This is a genomic window from Saccharibacillus endophyticus, assembly GCF_013185185.1.
Lineage (GTDB): Bacteria > Bacillota > Bacilli > Paenibacillales > Paenibacillaceae > Saccharibacillus > Saccharibacillus endophyticus.
The window spans coordinates 113,854-134,797 of sequence record NZ_JAAZWE010000004.1 but is presented as its reverse complement, the minus strand read 5'-3'; the positions used below and the strand labels follow the sequence as shown (position 1 = coordinate 134,797).

The window sequence follows — 20,944 nt, the reverse complement described above, 5'->3', positions numbered from 1 at the left end:
ACTGAACCCGTCGGGAGCGTCATGACGCCCGAAGAAGTCGTCGCGCTGCGCAAAGCCCACTTTTTCCCGTGCACGCAGCATTTCTATAAGAATCCGCCCGTACTGGTCTCCGGTTCCATGCAGCATGTGACGGACGGCGAAGGCAAGGCGTATACGGACTTCTTCGCGGGCGTATCCGTCGTTGCAACGGGTCACTGCAACCCCGCGATCGCCGAAGCGACCGTTCGTCAGGCGCGCAAGCTTCAGCATACGACCACGATCTATCTGACCGAGCCTTCCGCCAAATTGGCCAAACGGATGTCGGAACTTCTGCCCGCTTATCCGCGCGTCTTTTTCTGCAACAGCGGCTCGGAAGCGAACGAAGGGGCGTTGGTGTTGGCGCGTCGGCATACAAAACGCAGAGGCTTCATCTCGCTGACCGAATCGCTGCACGGCCGTACTTCGCTGACGACAAGCGTCACGGGTCTGCAAATGTGGCGGACCGACCCGTTCCCGGACGATCATGTCTACTTCATTCCGCGTCCTTATGCGTATGGCGTTGATCCTCAGGAAGCGGCAAAACGTTCGTTAAGCGCGCTGGAAGACGTACTGCGCGAAGCCGGCGACAATATCGCGGCGATGATCGTCGAACCGATTCAGGGCAACGGCGGAATGATCGTGATGCCGGAAGGCTATCTGGCTCGCGCGAAAAAAATGCTGGAATCTTACGGCGTACTGCTGATCGCGGACGAGATTCAAACCGGCTTCGGGCGTACCGGACAGCTGCTCGCTTCGCAGCAGCTTGGCGTGCAGGCAGATATCGTGACGATGGCCAAAGCGCTCGGCGGAGGCATTCCGATCGGCGCGTTCGCGGCGACGGAAGAGGTAGCGGCTTCGCTCAACGTGCCTTCGGCTTCGACGTTCGGCGGCAATCCGATCTCGGCCGAAACCGCGCTGGCGGTGCTGGATTATATCGAGTCGGAGAATCTGCCGGAACGGGCGGCACGTTTGGGATCGGCGCTGAAGCTTGGTTTGGAACGCATGCGCGTCTTTTACCCGCATATCGTGTCCGAAGTTCGCGGACTTGGCTTGATGCTGGGGGCCGAACTGTACGCGGAAGATCCGACCTATGGCGCAATGATGACGGATCGGGTGCTGGAAGAGATGAAAGACCGCGGCTTCCTGATCGGCAAAAACGGCGTGTCCCGCAACGTACTGGCTTTCCAACCGCCGATCGTCATCGAAGCGTCGGATATCGAGCTGATGCTGGAAGCGCTGGATGCGGTGTTGGGGGCAATTGAGCAGGAGCGGCTTACAGTAACGGAAAAGGAACAAGGCGGAGAAAGCGAAGCTTCTGCGTCGAATCGGCAGCCATGAGTGCGGCGATACGCAGTGCTTTTCTAAAAACACGTGATTTTGGTTCGTTGGTGATGTTCTCGCACACGCTGTTTTCGCTGCCTTTTGCGATCATTTCGATCGTGTGGGCAGCAGGCGGCGTGCCTTCATGGCGCGTCATTCTCTGGTCGCTGATCGCACTGGTTGCCGCCCGCAACGGCGCGAACGCATTCAATCGGTTGGCAGACCGCGAGTTCGACGCCGCCAATCCGCGCACCGCCCACCGACATTTGCCGCAAAAGCTGCTTGGCGTGCGCGAAGTTTGGATTTTTGTCGTCGTCAATTATGCAATCTTTATTGTGGCGGCGGGGATGTTGAACATGCTTTGCCTGATCCTGTCTCCGGTCGCGATCTTCCTGATTTCGTCGTATTCGTATACGAAACGCTTTACGTGGCTGAGCCATCTGTACCTGGGATTTACGATTGCGTCCGCGCCGATCGGGGCCTGGTTCGCGGTGACCGGATCATTCGCGTTCACGCCGTTCGTGCTCGGTACGATCGTGATGTTGTGGATCGGCGGCTTCGATATTTTGTACGGAACGCAGGATATCGACTTTGATCGGAAGCAGGGGTTGCATTCGATTCCTAGCGCTTTCGGTTTAAAGCCTGCACTGTATATCTCGCGTTTCCTGCATGCGGTGATGGTCGGATTGCTGCTGTTCTTGTTCGTTTTCCGCGATCTGGGCTGGCTGTACCTGATCGGGATCGTGCTGGCTGCGTTCCTGCTGATGCTGGAGCACGGGATCGTCAAACCGCATAATCGACGGCTGATGAAGATCGCTTCGTACAATCTGAATCAGGTGGTCAGTATGCTGATTTTGTTGTTTGCGATGTTGGACTACTTTTTGTAAAGTGTCTTGAGGGTCAAGAAGGCAAGCGATAATAAGAATGGTAAAAAGACTTCATCATTCGCGAAAATGCGAATGATGAAGTCTTTTTGGTCGTGTTGTGCTTTGACTGCTTTTGCAAGCAGGTTAGGTGCAGGTTGAGCGATTTATTGATTCTGGCTTTCGCTCAGGAAGCGGCGGATGCCGGAGGTGACGAGGTCGTGGTCTTCTTGATCGGGGAGGCCCGATACGGTGACGGTACCGATCAAGCCTTCTCCGGCTAGCATCAGCGGGAAGGCGCCGCCGGCGAGCACGAATTCATTGTCGCTCAGACCAAAGTCTTCCGATAAGGTCTTGTTTTCGCTGCGAAGCTGGAGGGCGGTGTGCCACGAGCTTTTGACGAAGCGTCCGACCGTATTGTTTTTGCGCCGAATCCAGTCTTCGTTTTCCGGCGAGGTGCCTTCCATCGCGTGCAGGAAAAGGCGATGTCCTTTGCGAGTGATGTCTACCGTAACTTTTTTGTTGGTTCGACGCGCTTCTTCGATCAAAGTCAAACCAAGCGCAAGCGCCGTTTCCGCGTCAAAAGCGCGAAACCGCAATTCTTCTTCTTCCTGCCGCATTTGCGCCAGCTGTTCGTCTGTAGTCATGGGGTGAGTAGCTCCTTTGTATTGTGCTGAGAGGGGGTATATTCGACGCGGGGAGAGTGATTTCCTTTTATCGCTCCGGGTTGTTTTCCTACGGAAAGCCAAAAGTCGCTCTAAAAGGAAATCACTCTCCTGGTGGTTTGTTTCATTTTAAAGATGCGATTCAGACTCACTTAAAGCTGCATCTGATTGAGATAAACTCCTGGGACGCCGTTTATAAGAGGAGATAAGGGGATAGGCTCGTTCCGGGGGAACATCGCTAAAGGGGAGGAGTTGCTTAGTTGCATATCGTTGCGAAGGTCAGGGAGAAGCGATGAGGTTACGAATCAGCGAGTTTTGAACGACAGGGAGGCTTTTCTTCACGTGCGAAGTTTAACGGATCGAGGTGACCCTTAGCGCGCAAAATTCGGGTTCAGGAATTTTTAACGGATACAGATGACGCTTAGACGGCAAAAAGAGGGTTTTAAACGTTCAAAAAGCACGGTTTTCTTCGCTAAGCGTCGCGTGTATCCGTTAGAATTCGCCGGACGTCCAAAAAGCCGCGTTAAAGCAATGACGATCCGTTAAAAATTTCCTGCTGCGATATTTTGCGTTTTGCTTTTTTGTGTTTTTGCTTTTTTGCGATAGCCCGCGAAGCCTCAAAAGTGCAAAGCCGACCTCTGATCTAAAAACAAAAGCCGACGGTATAGGGTCCGTCGGCCTTTTGAAAAGGTTTCTGAAGTTCCGGTTTATGCAACTTAGCCAACCGGGCGGAGGGGGAGTGGGTGAAGGGCGCCTTTGAAATCGGAAGATTGAGACAGCGCCCGGAACGCACTCCCCCGAAGCCCCGCCGGAGGCGAAAAAACGAACAGGAACTTCGTCTCCAGCAGCAGCCCCGCCGCTTCCCCCTAAAACGTCCGGCCGCCGAAATAGTCGGCCAGAGACAGAAGGTCAGCATGTGCGGCGTATTCGCCCAGTGAGACAGCGACATCGCGGGCGCGTTGCAGCTCTTCGTCGCAGAACGTCTCGGCGCGTTTCAGGGCCCCGCTCGTGCGGATTTGTTCCAGCAGGGGCTGGATGTCTTCCGGCTGCGTATGCGGGCCTACGCTGCGAATTTGTGCAGCAAGCTGCGCGTCTTCGAGCGCGTATAGCACAGGAAGGGTAACTTGGCCGCCGAGCAGATCGCTTCCCGCCGGCTTGCCGAGCTGCTTCGCCGAAGCGGTAAAGTCGAGCAGATCGTCCCGGATTTGAAACGACAGGCCCAAATGCTCGCCGAACCGATACAGGCTTTGGCAGACGGGTTCCGGGGCTCCGGCGGCTCTGGCACCGAATTCGAGGGAAACGGCCATGAGGTGGGCGGTTTTGTGCCTGGACTTCAACAAATAGTCATCCAAGCTCATGTTGTAGTTGTAGGCGTGTTCCAATTGTTCGTACTCGCCCAGACACAGTTCCGCCGTCGCGACGGCGGTGAAGCTTTGTCGGTCGCCTGCCGGCTCTTCGTCCACTTGGGCTAATAGTTCGACAACTCGTGCCGACATATAGTTGCCGACATAGACTGCTTTTGCCGGACCGATGAGCGTGTGCAGAGAAGGTTCCCCCCGCCGCAGCGGCGAGCGGTCGATCAGATCGTCGTGAATCAGCGAGGCGGTGTGAATGAATTCGGCAGCCGCGGCAAGCTGTACGATTCGGTTGTCGTCCGGACGCGTACCGAAGCGGCTTCCGACCATGACCAGCATCGGGCGCAGCCGTTTTCCGCCTGCGTCGATCGTTTGCAGCAGAGATTTTTCCAGCTCCGAATGAGGCGGGACATCCTTGTCGTACTTCACGATGCGCTTCATCTCCCGATCGATTCGGCGCAGGTCGATTCGCAATTTTTTATGCAGCGGCATGCCTAGTTCGCCTCCTTGCGATTCAGAAGGATTTGCTCGAAGGCAGACAGAAGAGGAACTTGTTCGTCTTGGCCTAGCGCGCGGGCAATTTGAATTTTTTTGACGAACGGAGACAAGTCGCGGAGCAATGATTCTTCCTTGCATTTTAAGGCATATTGAATGTAGAGACTATACAGATAATCGCCGTCCAGGATACGGCGGGTCAGTTCTGTATCGTCCAGCTCCAGCGGCTCGGAATGCCGAGCGAACGCCGAGGCCAAAAGCGTATAGATCGCCAACAGTCTCGATCGTCGCAGCGGTTCTACGCCACAGCGTTCGAATACGGTTAGCGCTTCGACGAGTACCGACTTTTCCGGTTTGAGGCGGATGCGCGTGACCGGGTCGATCTCGGCCTGGAGGCGTTCCAGCGCTTCCCGGATCATGATGTCGTTCATTGAAGCACCCCTTGACGGACTAACAAAATACCGAATCGGCTTATATACCGTGTTCACTCGGATTCCCCCACATTATGAGACAAATTCGTTGATTATGCAAAGCGTAACGGGACGTCGGTTTGAAAAAAGCGGAGTCATGTGCGTCGTAAGCTGCACATGACCCCGCCCGTAACGCAAAGTCGGTTGGTTATAGCGATTCCGTTATCGAAACGCCTCAGTCGTCGGTATAAAGATACCAGCGTTTTGCAAACCAGGTTTTCTTCCAATGTTTCTTGAGCCATGGCAGGACGTAGTAGTCCAGGCCGAAGATGCTGCCCGATCCGCCGATAAGAGCGAATGCCGCGAACCAGTACCACCACATGTCGGTCGGTGCCATGCCGGACGACCAGATCATGAGGCCCATCGCGATCGTTGCGAGCGAAGCAATCGCGGAGAACAGACCTGCGATCAGCATCAAGCCGAAGATGATTTCAGCGGCAACCATGCCGATTTGGAACGCGGTAGCCAGCCAGGTATAGCCGCCGTCGCCTGTGTAAAACATCAGGTTCATCATCGATTGCACCATGTCGGATACGAAGCCCGGAACCGGGATCGCTTGAACGGCCTGACCGGCATTTTCGACCGCGGAAGCGGCTGCTTGAGCATCGACCGTATCGGCGACGTTGCCTACCGCTTGGGAAGCGGCGCTGATGACGTCCGCGCGGGGATCCGGAGGAATCAGGAAGATATTGTTCGGGTCATCGATGACTTTTTGCAGCTTGTCCCAGCCTTCGTGCAACCACATCCAGCCGACGAATACGCGCAGCGGAACGAGCCAGAAATTCGGCGAGCGCTTCGAGAAGTGTCCGCCCAGGAACGTGCGGCGGTCGTGGGCATGGAAGACTTCGTGCATCATATAGGTCCAGACTTTATTGAAGCCCAGAACCGTGCACAGATACAGAACGTTGATGGCATGCTTGGCGAACATCGCGAACAGTCCGGTCAGCGGGAAGAATTTACCCGGCAGACCTACGCTTGCGACGCCGTAGCGGCTGCCGATCGATACCATCGTACCGTGGAAAGCAGGTTTGTATTCTTTTTTCGTGCCGCCCTTGATATCGGCCGTGATATTGTGCGCGATCAAAGGAGCCGCATGTTCGGCGTTTTCGACCATCTGCGGAACCGGACGCTCTTCGCCTTCCGGAATGAAGAAGATATTGTCGCCGACGACGTATACGTTCTCGTGATCCAAACTTTGCAGATGCGCATTCGTTTCGATCCGTTTGCGGCCTTTTTGCTGCACGTCCAGCTTATCGAGAATGCCTGCGCCTTCCACGCCTGCTGTCCAGATGACCGTACGGGCAATCAGCTTTTGATCGCCGAGGTCGACGCCCGTTTCGGATACGCCGGTGATTTGTTTGCCGACGATAATCTCGATGTCCATCTTTTTCAGGCGTTTTTCGGCTTTGGCAATCAAGTTGTCCGGCAGCAGGGGCAGGATCTTCGGTGCCATATCCGCAACGATCATGCGAACTTCGGATTCTTCGATGAAGAACTCGCGGCACAACTCTTTGCGGTATTCGGCCATTTCGCCGATCAGTTCGACGCCGGTGAAGCCTGCGCCTACCACGACGAACGACAGTTTTTCGCGACGAATCGTTTTGTCCGTTTCTTTCGATGCTTCGGTGAACATCTGACGGAAGCGATCTTTCAGCTTCACGGCATCGTCGTAAGACCATAGCGTGTAGCTGTTTTCTTCAGCGCCTTGAATACCGAAGAAAGTAGGTTTGGAACCTGTTCCGATGACGAGATAGTCATATGCGTAGGAAGCTCGTTGCCCCTGCAGAGACTGGGCATTGAAGTCGATATTCTCTACTTCATCCAGGATTACGTCGACTTTGAGGCCGGCAAAAATCTTTTTGAGATCCATTTTGACCGCATCTTCGGAAGTCCGGTTTGCCGCGACTTCATGGAGCTCGGTCAACATGGTGTGATAAGGATTGCGGTCAATCAGTTGAATCTGTACATCGTCGTTTTTTTTGAAGTTTTTCGCTAATTTCTTTGCAGTCAGAACGCCGCCGTAACCGCCGCCCAATACGACTATCTTCTTCATCAGGAAACCAACCTTTCCGTTGACGGACTTCGCGCGCCCGCCGGCCTTCGCGATTACTCGCGAGGGGCAGGCGGCGGCCCGTCCGTTGTTTCAGATTAAAATTATACGTTGCGAGACAGGCAGCTTCGATTACTTCGCGCCTGCCAGAGCTTCTTCGGCCAATTTGAGGTAAGAGCCGATATGGATAGATACGCCGCTGATTGCGTCCGTTTTGCCGTCTTCCGTTGTTTCGACAGCCGTCGGATCTTGTTTCCCGATCAGGTACTGCTCGGCTTTCTCGGCTTGTTCGTGCCATTCGGAGGAAGCGCCGCCTGCTTTCATGCCGTACTTGCCGTCTTTGGAGTTCGTTTTCTTGTCTTCGCCGGCCGCGTTCACGCCGCTGAAGTTAACGGCAACGATTTTGCCGGCGGCAACAGTCACGTCAACGGTTTCTTTCCAACCGCTTTCCGCATCGAAATCGGCTGCTTCCGCATGGTAAGCGCCGTCCTTATAAGGGCCAGCTTCGACCGGTCCGGCTGCCAGCGCTTTTGCGGCAAGCTCAGTGAAATCATTCACGTGAACGGACACGCCGGATACGACATCCGTATGTCCTTCGGCGTCAGTCGTGATTTTCGCCGGATCTTGGTTGTCGATCAAGTATTGCTCGATCTTCTCGGCTTGTTCGTGCCATTCGGAAGAAGCGCCGCCCGCTTTCATGCCGTACTTGCCTTCTTCGGAAGAAGTCTTTTTGTCGAGACCCGCGTTGATGCTCGATGCGCTCCAAGCGGCGTCTGTAATTTTGCCGCCTTCGACTTGAAGGATCACGTAAGGCTGCCAACCGGAGTTCGCGTCCATTTCGCCTTGCGCGAAGTACATGCCGTCTTGCAGATCGGATGTTGCTTCGGCAGGCTCGGTTGTCGTTTCAGCCGGCTCCGTCGTTTCGGTAACTGCCGGTTCCGCCGCTGTTTCTGTTTGCGCTGCCGGTTCAGTCGTTGCTGCCGTTTCGTTGTTGCTTCCGCATGCTGCCAGCACGCCTAACAACAGCACGCTGCACATCATGATAGACCCATGTTTTTTACCCATTCCTTAACCCCTCCGTCATTGTCTGAATGAATCGTTCCGAACGATCGACGATTTACCGAAAACGATTCCGTCAGAGCGGTGTTCAACCGGCTAAAAATACTCCGGAATACGGATGCTGCGTAGGTTCGTTCTCCGTCCGTCACCGTTTTCGATATCAGAATAACATACAATTTGAAATATTCATGTGATAATAATCACAAAGTGTGTGGCATATGTCTCATTCCGCGCGTTCCGTGTCGAAATTCGATTTTTTTCACCCCGTGCTTACGGCTTTAACGACCCCTGTCCGGATTCAGCAAATGGGAGCCAGGGTAATTCAAATTAAACCGATTCCCAATTAGTTAGGAGCTGACCTCATGACCAATCCGATCGAAACCAAAGTGATTAAAGGCAGATGGAATCAGACGCAGCACGAGGCGAAGAAGCAATGGAGCAAACTGACGGAAGCGGACTTGGAGTATATAAACGGAGACAAGGAAAAGCTGATCGAGAAGGTTCGCGAGCGCTACGGGCATGATGCCGAAGCGGCCGAATTGGAATACAAGTCTTGGGCGTCCGCGCTCACGACGGGCAGCGATCGCTAATATACGGACGAACGCCCCGCCGCTATCCGTACCCGCAAGAAGCGGAGTTGAGCGGAGGCCGGGCGGGATCACGGGTTGAAATCCGGAAGCAGAAGAGAGGGGACGCAGCCATGGTGGAATCTTATGTCGTATCCGGCAGGATTATCGAGCAGCGCGGCCATGTCGTCATTACCGTTCAAGGCGGACTCGTAAGCTCCTATGACCTTCGTTATTACAAACTTCCGGAAGGAGAAAGGGCGGAAGACGATGCAGCGGAGGATGTCCTTCGATCAATCGTCTCTCCCGTTGTCCTCTCCAAGTGGAAACGCCGGGCGTTCTCCACGCCCGCCGAACACGGAAACAAAAAGAGTGCCAACCGCGCCTGACGGCGTGGTCGCACTCTTTTTTTGAATGTTTATAAAGGAAGCAGCTCTACGGCGTTTCGCTGTTCCAATGCTTCGACCATCTCGGTCCACTGCGCCGGTTTAGGCTCCAGAACGCTGTAATACGTACGCAGGAATTTGGCAATGAAACTTCCGGCGAGAGACGCGCTTTCTTCATAAGGCAGGAAACATAGGTCAAGGCCGCCTACCGCTTCCCCGTCGCCTTGCCAGGATGGATGCACATAGCCCAAGTTCAGACGCCGATAGCCCAGATGAGCCAACACTTCGCGACGGACGAACGGATCCATCGGCTTCACGCCGCCGAATTCATGCTCCTGCGATTGATAAGGATCATAAATCTCGGCAAACATGCCTTTGAGCGTTCCGCCTGCTTCGTGAGCCAACCGTCTCAGATCCGCTTCGCGGCGGTTAGCCAGGAAAGGCCCGATTCCAAGCCCGGGGCGACCGATGATCGTAAAATCAGTCATGGCGATATCGTCTTCCGCATAATATCGATACTCCGTGGCACCTACGACTTCCCCGTCATGCACGGCCACGAATACTCGAATGCCTGGATCTTGCAGCGGTTCTTTCCAAAGATCGAACGCCAGCACTTCCTCCGGCGGAAAAATCTCACTCATCAGCCGATGCAGCCCTGCAAAGAGCGGATCAGCAATATCGGTTACCCGCGTATATTCCATTCTATGATTCCTCCTATAAAGTTGATCTGGATCAAAACCTATTAATAATGGTAGAAAAGCATGGTGGAGCAGACGCTGTTCAACGACCGCGGAGCGAGAGGAGCGGGTTGCGCCATTCCATCAACAAAGCATGATTGGCCGATTCCTCATCGTCCAGATAATCGGGCACGACGGCAAGCGGCGTGCGTCCGCAGTGGAGCAAGAATCCGATAACCGGATCGCGTCGGCGTCCATGCAGCACGTCGTCTACATAACGCTCGGGCGTGACTTCATGCTGCACAGCGCCGTATCCGGGCATTCGGCCCCCGCCGAGCAGGCGAGTAAGTCCCAAAGCGATCACAAGCTCATAGGCCGATTGAAGCATCTGCTTGCCTAACCCGAGACCGCGTGCGGCAGGAGAGACGCTGATATCTACGACATATAGGGTATCGCCTGCTGCGTCATGGGTGCCGATATACCCGTTATCCGTCATTTCAGCCCAGCCATGCTCAGTATGTGCCGGGTCAAAAGGCGTAATCATAGTGGTTAGCGATCCGACCAGACGCCCATCGACTTCTGCGCATAATGCCCCTGCTGGGAATCTTTCGATATGCTGAAGCAGTTGTTCGCGGTTCCACCATAGTTCGGACGGATAGGGCGGAGGGAAGCATTCGCGCTGGATATCAATCAATGCTTCAATGTCTTGCTCCGTATAGTTGCGAATGCGTAAATGCTCGGGATGCCCGTCTCGGAAAACATAGCAGCTTTTTTCGTAGATCGCCGTTTCGCTCATGGGCGGCCTCAGGACCAGTCCGTATATAGATCCGTACGGCGGTCGCGCCAGGTCGTGACGGAACCTTTTTCCCGCACCTGATCCAAAAGACTGAGATCCAAGTCGGCCACGATAATCATGTCGTCATTGATTTCGCCTTCGGCGACAATGCCTTTGGGCGGGAACGGGACATCGTTCGGCGAAAGCACGGCGGCTTGGCCGAAGTTCCCGCGCATAAAGTCTACGGTCGGCAGGGAGCCTACGGTGCCCGTCGTCACGATATAGATCTGGTTCTCGATCGTGCGCGCGTGGCAGCAATAGCGGACGCGGTGGAACCCGTGCCGATCGTCCGTGCAGGATGGGCAAAAGATCACGTCGGCGCCTTTGGCGCGAGCCATGCGGACGATCTCCGGGAACTCGATGTCGTAACAGGTCAACATCGCGATGGTGCCTTTTTCCGTCTCGAAAACGGTCAGTCCGTCGCCTTTAGCCATATTCCATTCATGGACCTCGGTCGGCGTGATATGGATTTTCTCTTGCGTTTCTACCCGTCCGTCCGGATAGAACAGGTGGGCCGTATTGTAAAGCTTGCCCTCTCGGCGCACCACATGCGTACCTGCGATGATGTGCATATCGGAACGGGCGGCAAGGTCGCGAAACAAATCCAGATAAGCCGACGTATAATCAGGGAGACTTTCGATCCCGCGGGCATTTCCTTGCTCGTCCGGGATGGATAGCAGCTGCGTCGTGAAAAATTCGGGAAACAACAAAAATTCGGTTTCGAACTCTTGAGCGGTTTTGACATAGTGTTCGGCCTGCGCCGCAAACTCGTCAAAGGACGAGATCGAATGCAGGTGATATTGCACGGCGGCTGCGCGCATTTTCATCGGCGTGAAACCTCCTTGAATTCAAGATAGCTTCATCATAGCAAATTCGGGGGCGGCGCGGAAACGTTCGGAAACGACTCATCAAATCTGCTTTTTTCTTGACAAAAAATGTATCGTGTATAAGAATAAAAGATCATACGTTCGAAAAATGGTGAATATATCCGCAACCGAAACTTCGTGGTATGATGGGCTCAACAATGCCGGAGCGGGAGATCCAGGAAACAGAGGCGAAGAGATGGAATTTTCCAAAATGTTCATTCAAAACATGGCGGTTCTCGTTACGTTTGCTTATATCGCCAATCTCATCTACAAATATGCGATTTACCGCACGTCGGGTGTCGTGAAATACATAGGCTCGGTTTTGTTGTTGATCGCAGGCGGTTGGTCGGCTACGTTTTTCGGTTTTGAATTGCGCGAAGGCATTATTTTCGATATGCGCATCGTTCCGCTATTGATTGCCATATTCGTGTATCAACGCTCGCCTGTCGTCTTTGTCGTCGGGTTAGGCATCGGATTGACGCGTTTTGCTTTTGGTTTTACCGACGCGGCGTTGGCCGGTTTTATTAATTTGACGATTTTGGGCTTCGTGGGAGCGTTACTGAATAGTTGGCTCCGCAGCGTGAACTGGAGCTTTTTGCGGCAGGCGGCCGTTGCGCTTGTCGTTATAAACGTGCTGAATTGCGTGAATATCGCGATTTTCGGCGTTATTCCCGCGGATGAATATCTGCTGCATATCTTGCCTTACACGCTGCCGACCAGCCTTTTGCTGTGTTCGTTCTTCGCTTTTATCCTAAGGGATTTTCAAAAGGATCAGCATCGCGCCGTCGAACTCGGCAAATTGAATCGGCTGCTTCGTCAGCAAACGGAGGAACTTGAGAAAAACAAAGCCGTTTTGGAAGACCGGGCCAAGCAGCTTCAGCTCGCCTCGCAGTACAAATCGGAATTTTTGGCCAATATGTCGCATGAGCTTCGGACGCCGTTGAACAGCATCATTAATCTGGCGCAGTTCATCTCGGATTCGGCCGAAGATACGAGCAGCGAGGAGATGCACCGCTACGGACAGCTCATTTTCCACTCGGGCGAGGATTTGCTTAAAATCATCAACGATATTCTCGATCTGTCCAAAGTCGAAGCGGGCAAGTTGGAAGTGGTCACCGAAGATATCAGTCTGGTCGAGATTCCGACTTGGGTCGGTCCGTATTTCGAGCTTACCGCCGAGCGCAAGCAATTAACGTTCGATATCCGGGTGGAGGAAGACCTGCCCGATACGATCTGTTCCGATCCGCAGCGACTCCAGCAAATCTTGCGCAATCTGCTCGCGAATGCGTTCAAGTTCACGGAGACGGGCAAAGTGGAGCTGAATATCTACAAGGCCGAGGAGCCGCAGTTAAAAGGGGAATGGGTCGTTTTCGCGGTTCGCGATACGGGGATCGGCATTGCGGCGGAGAAGCATTTTACGATCTTCGAAGCTTTTCAACAGGCCGACAGCACGGTGAGCAAAAAATATGGCGGAACGGGTCTTGGTTTGTCGATCAGTCGGGATTTGGCACGTTTGCTTGGCGGATTTATTCGTGTGGAGAGCGCGGAAGGAAAAGGGAGTACCTTTGCGCTGTTCTTGCCGCTCTCCTGAAAATGCGGGTTTCGCGATATCGGATGCCTATTTTGCCGCTGCCGGATGATTCGTTTATCCGGGCTGCGGCTTTTTGTCGTGTTTCAGACGGCTGCTCGGCGGATTGCTGCTTGTATTTTCCGTTACGGTTGGACGCAGGGGGTTAATCGGAAAACGCACAAGCGCTTCATTATTGCGACGTTTGATTAGACGAAAGACTGCGGGGGCTTGAAAAAACCGGATATTGCGATTTTGCATACTCGTAAGCGGCGTCCGTCCTTCGCGGACGGCTTGCGAGAAGGCGGTTCACCGCTTAAAATAGGCCTATATGCGAAGCGGAACAAAGCGTTTCAAACGCTTTTTAGCCAGCAGATTATATTACGAGCCGAAAAGGATGGGATCATATGTCGAACACTAAAAAGCCGATCGTTACCGACCAAGCACCAAGCGCAATCGGACCTTACTCGCAAGCCGTTGCGGCGAACGGATTCATTTTTGCTTCCGGACAGCTTGGACTGGACCCTGCGACGGGCGAATTCCCGTCCGGCGGCGTTGAGGCGCAAGCCAAGCAATCGCTGGAAAATGTCCGCGCTCTGCTCGAAGCGGCAGGCAGCGGTCTGGATCGCGTCGTGAAAGCAACGATGTTCCTGAAAGACATGAACGATTTCGCCGCGGCGAACGCGGTGTACGGCACGTTCTTCAGCGAGCCGTTCCCGGCGCGCAGCACGATCGAAGTGGCTCGTCTGCCGAAGGACGCTCTCGTTGAAGTCGAAGTCATCGCGCTCGCCGAGTGATTTCGGGAGCGGCCTTTTGACTCGGACGCTTGAAACCGGGCGTGCGGGAAGGCGGGCGCGGGCTCCGGGGGAAGTTTTACTCCTGCACGAATCCCCCTGCGTCCGCTGGGCCTTCCCTGGCCGGAGGTTTCTCCGGCCGAATCAAGCCGACTGCTCTATGCAGTCGGCTTTTTTGCAGGGGGAGCAAAGATAAAGGCGAAGGCGGCGGACGGGAGGCCGAGCGTCTAACAAAAGGGTTAGAATCTAACGGATCGAGGCGACGCTTAGAGGGGATTTGGAGCCGCTTGAGATTTTTAACGGATCGAGGTGACGATTAGAGCAGGAATCGGCTTGATTTTTGCGGAAAAAGCGGGGAAGTAAGCGTCTAACGGCAATACGATCCGTTAAAATCGCGAAGAGGGTTGATTCGGCTTCTAAAGTATATACAATCCGTTAGCCGAGCCGAGCCGAGCCGAGCCGAGCCGAGCCGAGCCGAGCCGAGCCGAGCCGAGCCGAGCCGAGCCGAGCCGAGCCGAAATATTTGTTGTTTTCCGGTTTCGGCCGCGCAGCGACGTCGAATCTGTTTCCCGGGTTTGGTGTTGGGTGGGGCGCGATCCCTATCCATGCAAAAAGCCGCTCCCACAAAGGAGCGGCTTCCCGCGGCACAACTCCGCAGGGGCAGTCGTTCGAGGCGAACGGCGGGTAAGCCCGAACGACTGCCCCTGCTCGAACAATCCGCCTAACCGCTCCCACCTTCCGAGCGAGCTCCCGACAAGGCGAGTTCCGCGCCGCCCTTCCTTCAGTCCCGATCCATGACGGAGCGGACGAACATCCATATCGCGAACAAAGCGACCACGATGGAAGTCACCAGAGCGGCCGTGCTTACCGCTTGCGAAGCGTCGGATTGTTCGACCGAGATCGCGTACAGTGCCCAAGCGAAGACGAGCGGATATACGCCGTCGCGGAAGCGGAAACCGATCGCGAAGGCCAGCAAGGCGGCTACGATCACCATGACGATCGCCCAGCCTGCATCCCCGAGACCGAAAGTGCCGAAGTCGTGTTTGGCGAACAAAGCCGAGATGTTGACGATCGTCGCGACGCTGATCCAGCCCAGATACATGCTGAACGGGACTTTTACGAACAGGATGTCCAACACTTCAAGCCGTTCGTTATCCAGACGCGTCCGCAGGTAGATGAGAATCAGCGTGACGAGGAACAGCAGCATGACGACGACGGACAGTTCGACCAGCAAGTAATGCCAGCAGAACAGCCAAGCCATGTTCAGCACGCAGGTGACGGCGAACAGCGGTCCCGGCGCGGCGGCGGAAGCCCGGCCTTTGCGTTCGGCGACGAACGCGTAAATGATGAAGCCGAGCAGCAGCACGTAGATCACGGACCAGATCGAGAAAGCGAACCCTGCCGGAGTCAGCAGGTTTTTGTACATGTCCGAGATCTCCCGGGTGTCGCGGCCGGCCAACGGCAGCGTGGTGGCAAGCGCGTTCACGACGATTACCGCGATAAAAAGAATTGCGTTTAACCATTTGTACGGATTTTTCGAGGTTGATGACAAGAAAAACAGCCCCTTTCGAGTATGGTCATGAGTTCGGGAATCGCAAAAGTCATCCGTCAAATCGTGAAATGACCGGCAGGTCATTTCCTTCTCCCTCCCTTTTACCCCGAATTGCGCGGCTTGTACCCGGATTCGCGAATTTTCCGATTGCCGAAGACGAAAAGCGGTGGGATAATCGGGACAAGCAAGCTGATATTCATTTTGAACCTTCTATCTATATCCGTGCATACAGAGCGTTCCGGCTTCGATCCGTCCATTATTCATCCGCCGAAATAAAGGTGAAATAGGGATAACGAGATGCCGGGAAAGCGATACGATACTCGTCTTCGCCGCAGCGAACGGCACGGCGAAGAGCGAACCAACAAGGAGCTGACGCAGACATGGATACGAGCGAAGCAATACACCCCGACCGGGTAGGACCGATCATCGTGCAGGAAGCGTGGGGGACGATCGGAAAAGCGTTGGCGCTGGAGCATATGAACGGCGTGTATGTATGCAGAGGGGAACGGGCGTCGTTGGCTTTTGTTTTTTTGAGCGAGAAGATGTTCCGGATGAAGCTATTTATGGGCAAAGAAGTCAACCTGTCCTCTACGATCGCCGTACTGCCTCGCGACAACGAACCGCTCGAAGCGACCGTGGAAGAGACCGACTCGGCATGGAAGCTGAGCAGCGGCAAATTGGTACTGGAAATCGAAAAGAAGTCGTCCGCCTTGTCGGTATTCGATCTTGAGGAACGGCTGGTCGCGCGGCAAAACAACATCAGTTGGAACCCGCGAGGCGCTATTCATTCGGTGTACGATATGCCGGGCGATTCCCACTTTTACGGACTCGGCGAAAAAGCCAGCTTCCTCGATAAACGCGGCGAGCGCTACACCATGTGGAACACCGATGTCTATGCGCCGCATATGCCGGAAATCGAAGCGCTGTACGAGTCGATTCCGCTGCTGATCCATATGCACGGCAGCTCGTCGTACGGCATTTTCCTCGATAATCCGGGCCGTACCGACTTCGATATGCGCTCGCACGGCATCGCGTACACGATCGGCTGCTCGACGGGCGACTATGATATCTATTTCGTGTACGGACCGGATTTGAAAGAGGTCGTGCGAGATTATACCGGACTGACCGGACGCATCGCGCTGCCGCCGAAGTGGGCGCTCGGCTACCATCAGTCGCGCTACAGCTACATGGATCAAAACGAGGTGCTGCATCTGGCGCGGACGTTCCGGGAAAAAGAAATTCCGTGCGACGTCATCTACCTCGATATCCATTATATGGACGAGTATCGGGTGTTCACGTTCGATCCGGTGCGTTTTCCCGATCCGCAAGCGATGATGGCCGAACTTAAATCGCTGGGGATTCGAATCGTGCCCATCGTTGATCCCGGCGTGAAAAAAGACCCGAAATACGCGGTGTACCGTCAAGGCGTCGAAGAAGGCCATTTCAGCCGCAAGCTCGAAGGCGATATTTTCCTGGGAGACGTATGGCCGGGCACGAGCGCGTTTCCCGATTTCACGGATGATACCGCTTCGGAATGGTGGGGCAATCTGCACAAATACTACACGGACCTCGGCATCCCCGGCATCTGGAACGACATGAACGAGCCGGCCGTTTTCAATAATTCCAAAACGATGGACCTCGACGTCATGCACGGCAACAACGGCAATCCGAAGACGCACGAAGAGCTGCACAATCTGTACGGCATGCTGATGTCCAAAGCGACGTACGAAGGGTTGAAAAGGAACATGGACGGACAGCGGCCTTTCGTGCTGACGCGGGCGGGTTACTCCGGCATCCAGCGTTACGCGGCCGTCTGGACGGGCGACAACCGCAGCTTCTGGGAGCATATGGCGCTCGCCATGCCGATGGTGCTCAATATGGGGCTGTCGGGATTGGCTTTTTCCGGACCGGATATCGGAGGCTTCGCGCACCATACGTCGGCCGAGCTGCTGGTGCGCTGGACGCAGATGGGCGTATTGTTCCCTTACTGCCGCAACCACTCGTCGATCGGCACGCTGCGGCAGGAGCCGTGGTCGTTCGGGCCGGAGATCGAAGGCATTTTGCGCGAATATATCGGCCTGCGTTATCGCTGGATGCCGCATCTGTACAATCTGTTCCATGAAGCGTCGGAGAACGGATTGCCGCCGATGCGTCCGCTGATCCTGGAATATCAGGACGATCCGAACGTGACCAATCTGTGCGACCAATTTCTGGTGGGCAGCGACGTGCTGGCGGCACCGATCTATCGGCCGGATACCGAGCATCGCGCCGTTTATCTGCCTGAAGGCGAGTGGATCGATTATTGGACGGGCGAGATCATTCAGGGCGGACGGCATATTTTGGCTCACGCTCCGCTCAGCATTATGCCGTTGTACATCAAATCCGGTGCAGTCATCGCGGAGGGCGTAACGAAGCTGTATGCGGACGATCGGACGGACGAGACGCTGACGCTGCGCGTGTACGGAGCAAAGGCGCGGCCGGGTTTTAAAACAAGCTACAGTCTGTACGAAGACGACGGCTCAAGCTTCGATTACGCCAGCGGCGTCTCGTCGTCGATCCAATTCGAACTGCGCGGCGGGGAAAACGAATTGGAGCTGAGTTATCGCTACGAGCGTCGGGGCTATGCGGCGAACCGCAATCTGCTGCGTTTTGCTCTGGTATGCACGGCGTTCAAGCCTTCGGAGATCGAAGGGCTGGCCGAGCTGACGGAGGATGAGGCGGATCACGGGCAGGAAGGTTGGTACATTGATACGCAGACCGGCGGATTGACGATTCAGGTGCAGGATATGAGTCAAGGGGCTGTTTTCAAGCTCAAGGGTTAACACTCGGCTGCGACCGGTCGGAAAACAAGTCGGGAACTTGCCGGCTTGTTTTTTTGGCGTTTGGGCCTCAAGCGTTTACAATGAAAGAAATCGTTATACATAGGCAAAAAGGATACTTATAGGTCTGAACATGGGCGAAGCGCCCTTGGTAAATGCGAAGTGGAGGTCGGACGAGAGATGTGGAGAATCATAGAAGCTTACGATCAGATTAACGCCTGGATCAGAGCCAGCGAAGGCCAATTCATCGAGCTGGATAACGGCGAATCGTATCGGTTTATGCGAAAAAGAACGTTTACCGGACAAGCGTTGGAGGTATTTGAGAAAGAGTCGGGGATCGAGCTTCCGGCTGAATATAAGCGTTTCCTGATCGGGGTCGGCGGGGTAGAGTTGTTCGTGGGTCCTTTGACTGCGGGGATCGAAGTATTGGGACCGGACGAAATTCAAGCCTTTTCGCATCAGGTATTCGACGGTTACGGAAAAGATCTGTACCCGGAGCTGCTGCTGGGCATTTCGATTCCGAAGCTGGGGCACTTCGGCGGATTCCGGCCGGGCAGCGATCGGGATGAGCGCTTCGGCGTGTTTTACCCGGAGGTGCCTCCGGAGCAGTGGATCGAAGAATGCGAATTTGGGGCTTTTGACGACTGGGTGGCGAACTTGGTAGAGAGCCGGGGGCGGACGATTTGACCGTGAATAAGCGTCGCGGGAAAGCAGGCCCGAAGCGATCAGGCCCTGCCGCGAACCTCCGTTGAAAAAACTTCTACTCCTTTCCTTTATGGATCAGGAAATGCAGGAACAATACGGCTACGCCCAGTTTAAAACGTTTCTCGGCCGCGACTTTGCGTCCGGCGAGGAAACGTTCGACATCCGAGGTTTCAAGCCCGCTTTGGAGCGCGATCATTTCGGCCGTGAACCCGTACTCTTCTTCGAGGTTTCCGATAAGGGCCAGCACTCTCGCCTCCGGAAGAATCTGAGGCGTATTGATCCCCATCCCCAAAAAAGCAATCAGGCCAAGCCCGGAAAACCGCTGTTCGGCGTCCAAATGTTCAAGATCGGTAACGCCTTCCAGATAAGCCTCCAGATCCGCGCGCCCGATACCCGTCAGGCGCTCCAGCGCGTCATACGTAATCTTATACGTCTCCAAAGCGCTGCGAAGCAGTTCGCGATCCGTCACCGCCTCGGCGGGAAGCGGTTCTTCGTCGAATTCGATGCTGCCTTTATGAATTTCATTCATGCCAAGCACCTCCTCGGCATCCATTATACACGTCCTTTTTACTGCAAAAAAAGCTGAACGATAGCGCTCAGCCAGAGTGTCGAGAAAGTTACTTCGGCGGGGGAAGCGAGAAGAGTGCGAGAGAAATTCGTTCAATTCGCTGTCTCACTCGGAAAAGGGATTAGATTTAAATAAGGAATTTTCCGAGTTCAAAGGCGTCTTTCACTGAATTTCTCTCTCCGTCTTCTCGCTTCCAGCTACGTTAGATCTTCTCGACACTCTGCGTCGAGTTCCGGCGCTCAACTTTTCGAAATTACCGGAATCCATAATTCATTGCGCTTCTCCTCGGGCGGAAGATAGGCTTCCACCGCAGGCAGATTCGCCAACTCGTAAGGGGAAGACGGCAGCCATTCGGTGTAGAGCCTTTTCCAGGCTTCCTGAAGACCGTTCGGCGAACCCGGCACGCTGAATACCGCCCAAAGCGCTTCGGGAAAAACCAGCTCGGCCATTCCTTCCGGCAGCGGCGCATCCGAGGCAATCGCCAAATGATAGTCGAAGGTCTCGGCTTGGCCCCATTTCCCTTCGGCCAGCACGCCCAAAAGTCCTCGGATCGGCGCGTCGAAGCGTCCGATTTCGAATAATCTTCCGAACAAACCGTCTTCTGCGGCTTCGGACCAGCGAAGCGGGATTTGTTCAAAAGCGCGCTCCGTGTCTACCGTCAACATCTCGCCTACCGTTCGAAATGCGCCTGCTTTTTCTATCCGATAGTTCATTTCCGTAGCTCCTTTTAAAATGAATTGAAAGGTGAGTCGGGGATAGGCTTTGAGCGTCGTCCCCATGCTTCGGGCTTGGGTCGGCGTCGTGCCGTGCAGCTGCTGGAAGGCTCGGGCGAACGCTTCGGGCGATTCGTAACCGAACTTGAGCGCGATATCGACGACTTTGGACGGGCTGTGCTGCAGCTCGAAGGCAGCCAGCGTGAGCCTTCTGCGGCGGATGTACTCCGACAAGGGAATATCCGTCACCAAGGCGAACATCCGTTGAAAATGCTGCGCGGGGCAGCAAGCTTTCTTCGCAGCCTCCGCATAAGAAATCTCTTCCGTCAAACGGGACTCGATATAGTCGAGTGCCGCATTCATTCGCGTCATCCAATCCATGATAAAAAGCTCCTTCGCTCACCCGCTGCAAGCAGGTTCGATTATGATCATGAATCTTCGTTCCCTCTCAAATACAGTCTATCGCGGCAGATCGAGGAATGCCTTGCAGCAAGAGCGCGGATCGTGCAAGGTCTTTTGCATGCGGCCTGCTTGTCGTTTCTTTTATCGTGATGCCGGCCTCCGGCTCCGTCAAGTCTTTTTGCCCGCTTGCTGATGCTTG

The 20,944-nt window shown here is 54.8% G+C and carries 19 protein-coding genes; 8 read left to right on the top strand and 11 right to left on the bottom strand.

Going from position 1 to position 20,944, the window contains the following annotated elements; translation table 11 throughout:
• Positions 1–21 precede the first annotated feature (21 nt).
• Positions 22–1,356, top strand: a complete 1,335-nt coding sequence (locus tag HRQ63_RS15340) for an aspartate aminotransferase family protein (protein ID WP_172246107.1) — start codon at positions 22–24, stop codon at positions 1,354–1,356.
• The gene (locus HRQ63_RS15335) at positions 1,353–2,225 is read left to right on the top strand and encodes a UbiA-like polyprenyltransferase (RefSeq protein WP_172245302.1); all 873 of its coding nucleotides are present in this window, start codon (positions 1,353–1,355) and stop codon (positions 2,223–2,225) included. Before HRQ63_RS15340 ends, HRQ63_RS15335 begins: the two co-directional genes overlap by 4 nt.
• A gap of 143 nt (positions 2,226–2,368) precedes the next feature.
• Here the strand turns inward: HRQ63_RS15335 and HRQ63_RS15330 are convergent, their stop codons facing one another.
• The 5 genes from HRQ63_RS15330 to HRQ63_RS15310 all read right to left on the bottom strand — a co-directional run bounded on the left by HRQ63_RS15330 (position 2,369) and on the right by HRQ63_RS15310 (position 8,301).
• The gene (locus HRQ63_RS15330) at positions 2,369–2,848 is read right to left on the bottom strand and encodes a heme-degrading domain-containing protein (RefSeq protein ID WP_172245300.1); all 480 of its coding nucleotides are present in this window, start codon (positions 2,846–2,848) and stop codon (positions 2,369–2,371) included.
• A gap of 884 nt (positions 2,849–3,732) precedes the next feature.
• Positions 3,733–4,713, bottom strand: coding sequence for a polyprenyl synthetase family protein (locus HRQ63_RS15325; protein ID WP_172245298.1), 981 nt, complete (start codon positions 4,711–4,713; stop codon positions 3,733–3,735).
• Between the two features lie 2 nt (positions 4,714–4,715).
• Complete coding sequence (locus tag HRQ63_RS15320) at positions 4,716–5,147, bottom strand: hypothetical protein (protein ID WP_172245296.1); 432 nt, start codon at positions 5,145–5,147, stop codon at positions 4,716–4,718.
• A 214-nt stretch (positions 5,148–5,361) separates the two neighbouring features.
• Complete coding sequence (locus HRQ63_RS15315; RefSeq protein ID WP_172245294.1) at positions 5,362–7,239, bottom strand: FAD-dependent oxidoreductase; 1,878 nt, start codon at positions 7,237–7,239, stop codon at positions 5,362–5,364.
• Positions 7,240–7,368: 129 nt separating this feature from the next.
• Positions 7,369–8,301 carry an FMN-binding protein gene (locus HRQ63_RS15310; protein WP_172245292.1) on the bottom strand — a complete coding sequence of 311 codons (933 nt, stop codon included), beginning with the start codon at positions 8,299–8,301 and terminating at the stop codon, positions 7,369–7,371.
• Positions 8,302–8,657: 356 nt separating this feature from the next.
• Here HRQ63_RS15310 and HRQ63_RS15305 point away from each other — a divergent pair, with 356 nt between their 5' ends.
• Entirely contained in the window at positions 8,658–8,885 is a 228-nt protein-coding gene (locus tag HRQ63_RS15305) for a CsbD family protein (RefSeq protein ID WP_211251331.1), read from the top strand.
• A 110-nt stretch (positions 8,886–8,995) separates the two neighbouring features.
• Positions 8,996–9,250, top strand: a complete 255-nt coding sequence (locus HRQ63_RS15300) for a hypothetical protein (RefSeq protein ID WP_172245290.1) — start codon at positions 8,996–8,998, stop codon at positions 9,248–9,250.
• Positions 9,251–9,279: 29 nt separating this feature from the next.
• Here the strand turns inward: HRQ63_RS15300 and HRQ63_RS15295 are convergent, their stop codons facing one another.
• From HRQ63_RS15295 to HRQ63_RS15285, 3 genes are all read right to left on the bottom strand, one after another.
• A complete protein-coding gene (locus tag HRQ63_RS15295) occupies positions 9,280–9,948 on the bottom strand; it encodes a GNAT family N-acetyltransferase (RefSeq protein ID WP_172245288.1) in 669 nt (222 codons plus the stop codon).
• 79 nt (positions 9,949–10,027) lie between these two features.
• Positions 10,028–10,720, bottom strand: coding sequence for a GNAT family N-acetyltransferase (locus tag HRQ63_RS15290; protein WP_172245286.1), 693 nt, complete (start codon positions 10,718–10,720; stop codon positions 10,028–10,030).
• A gap of 8 nt (positions 10,721–10,728) precedes the next feature.
• On the bottom strand, positions 10,729–11,586 hold the full coding sequence (locus HRQ63_RS15285) for a carbon-nitrogen hydrolase family protein (RefSeq protein ID WP_172245284.1): 858 nt from the start codon (positions 11,584–11,586) through the stop codon (positions 10,729–10,731).
• Between the two features lie 235 nt (positions 11,587–11,821).
• On the opposite strand from HRQ63_RS15285, the gene HRQ63_RS15280 reads away from it, so the two are divergent.
• Positions 11,822–13,216: an ATP-binding protein gene (locus HRQ63_RS15280; RefSeq protein WP_172245283.1), complete on the top strand. Its 1,395-nt coding sequence runs from the start codon at positions 11,822–11,824 to the stop codon at positions 13,214–13,216.
• A gap of 383 nt (positions 13,217–13,599) precedes the next feature.
• Positions 13,600–13,989 carry a RidA family protein gene (locus HRQ63_RS15275; RefSeq protein WP_037284993.1) on the top strand — a complete coding sequence of 130 codons (390 nt, stop codon included), beginning with the start codon at positions 13,600–13,602 and terminating at the stop codon, positions 13,987–13,989.
• Positions 13,990–14,767: 778 nt separating this feature from the next.
• Here the strand turns inward: HRQ63_RS15275 and HRQ63_RS15270 are convergent.
• Complete coding sequence (locus HRQ63_RS15270) at positions 14,768–15,538, bottom strand: TspO/MBR family protein (protein ID WP_172245281.1); 771 nt, start codon at positions 15,536–15,538, stop codon at positions 14,768–14,770.
• 380 nt (positions 15,539–15,918) lie between these two features.
• Between HRQ63_RS15270 and HRQ63_RS15265 the strand changes: the two genes are divergently transcribed.
• Complete coding sequence (locus HRQ63_RS15265) at positions 15,919–18,360, top strand: glycoside hydrolase family 31 protein (RefSeq protein WP_172245279.1); 2,442 nt, start codon at positions 15,919–15,921, stop codon at positions 18,358–18,360.
• Between the two features lie 177 nt (positions 18,361–18,537).
• Entirely contained in the window at positions 18,538–19,044 is a 507-nt protein-coding gene (locus tag HRQ63_RS15260) for an SMI1/KNR4 family protein (RefSeq protein WP_172245277.1), read from the top strand.
• 73 nt (positions 19,045–19,117) lie between these two features.
• On the opposite strand, the gene HRQ63_RS15255 is transcribed toward HRQ63_RS15260, so the two are convergent.
• Both HRQ63_RS15255 and HRQ63_RS15250 read right to left on the bottom strand, forming a co-directional pair.
• A complete protein-coding gene (locus HRQ63_RS15255; RefSeq protein WP_172245276.1) occupies positions 19,118–19,591 on the bottom strand; it encodes an HTH domain-containing protein in 474 nt (157 codons plus the stop codon).
• Positions 19,592–19,869: 278 nt separating this feature from the next.
• On the bottom strand, positions 19,870–20,724 hold the full coding sequence (locus HRQ63_RS15250) for an AraC family transcriptional regulator (RefSeq protein WP_172245274.1): 855 nt from the start codon (positions 20,722–20,724) through the stop codon (positions 19,870–19,872).
• Positions 20,725–20,944 lie beyond the last annotated feature (220 nt).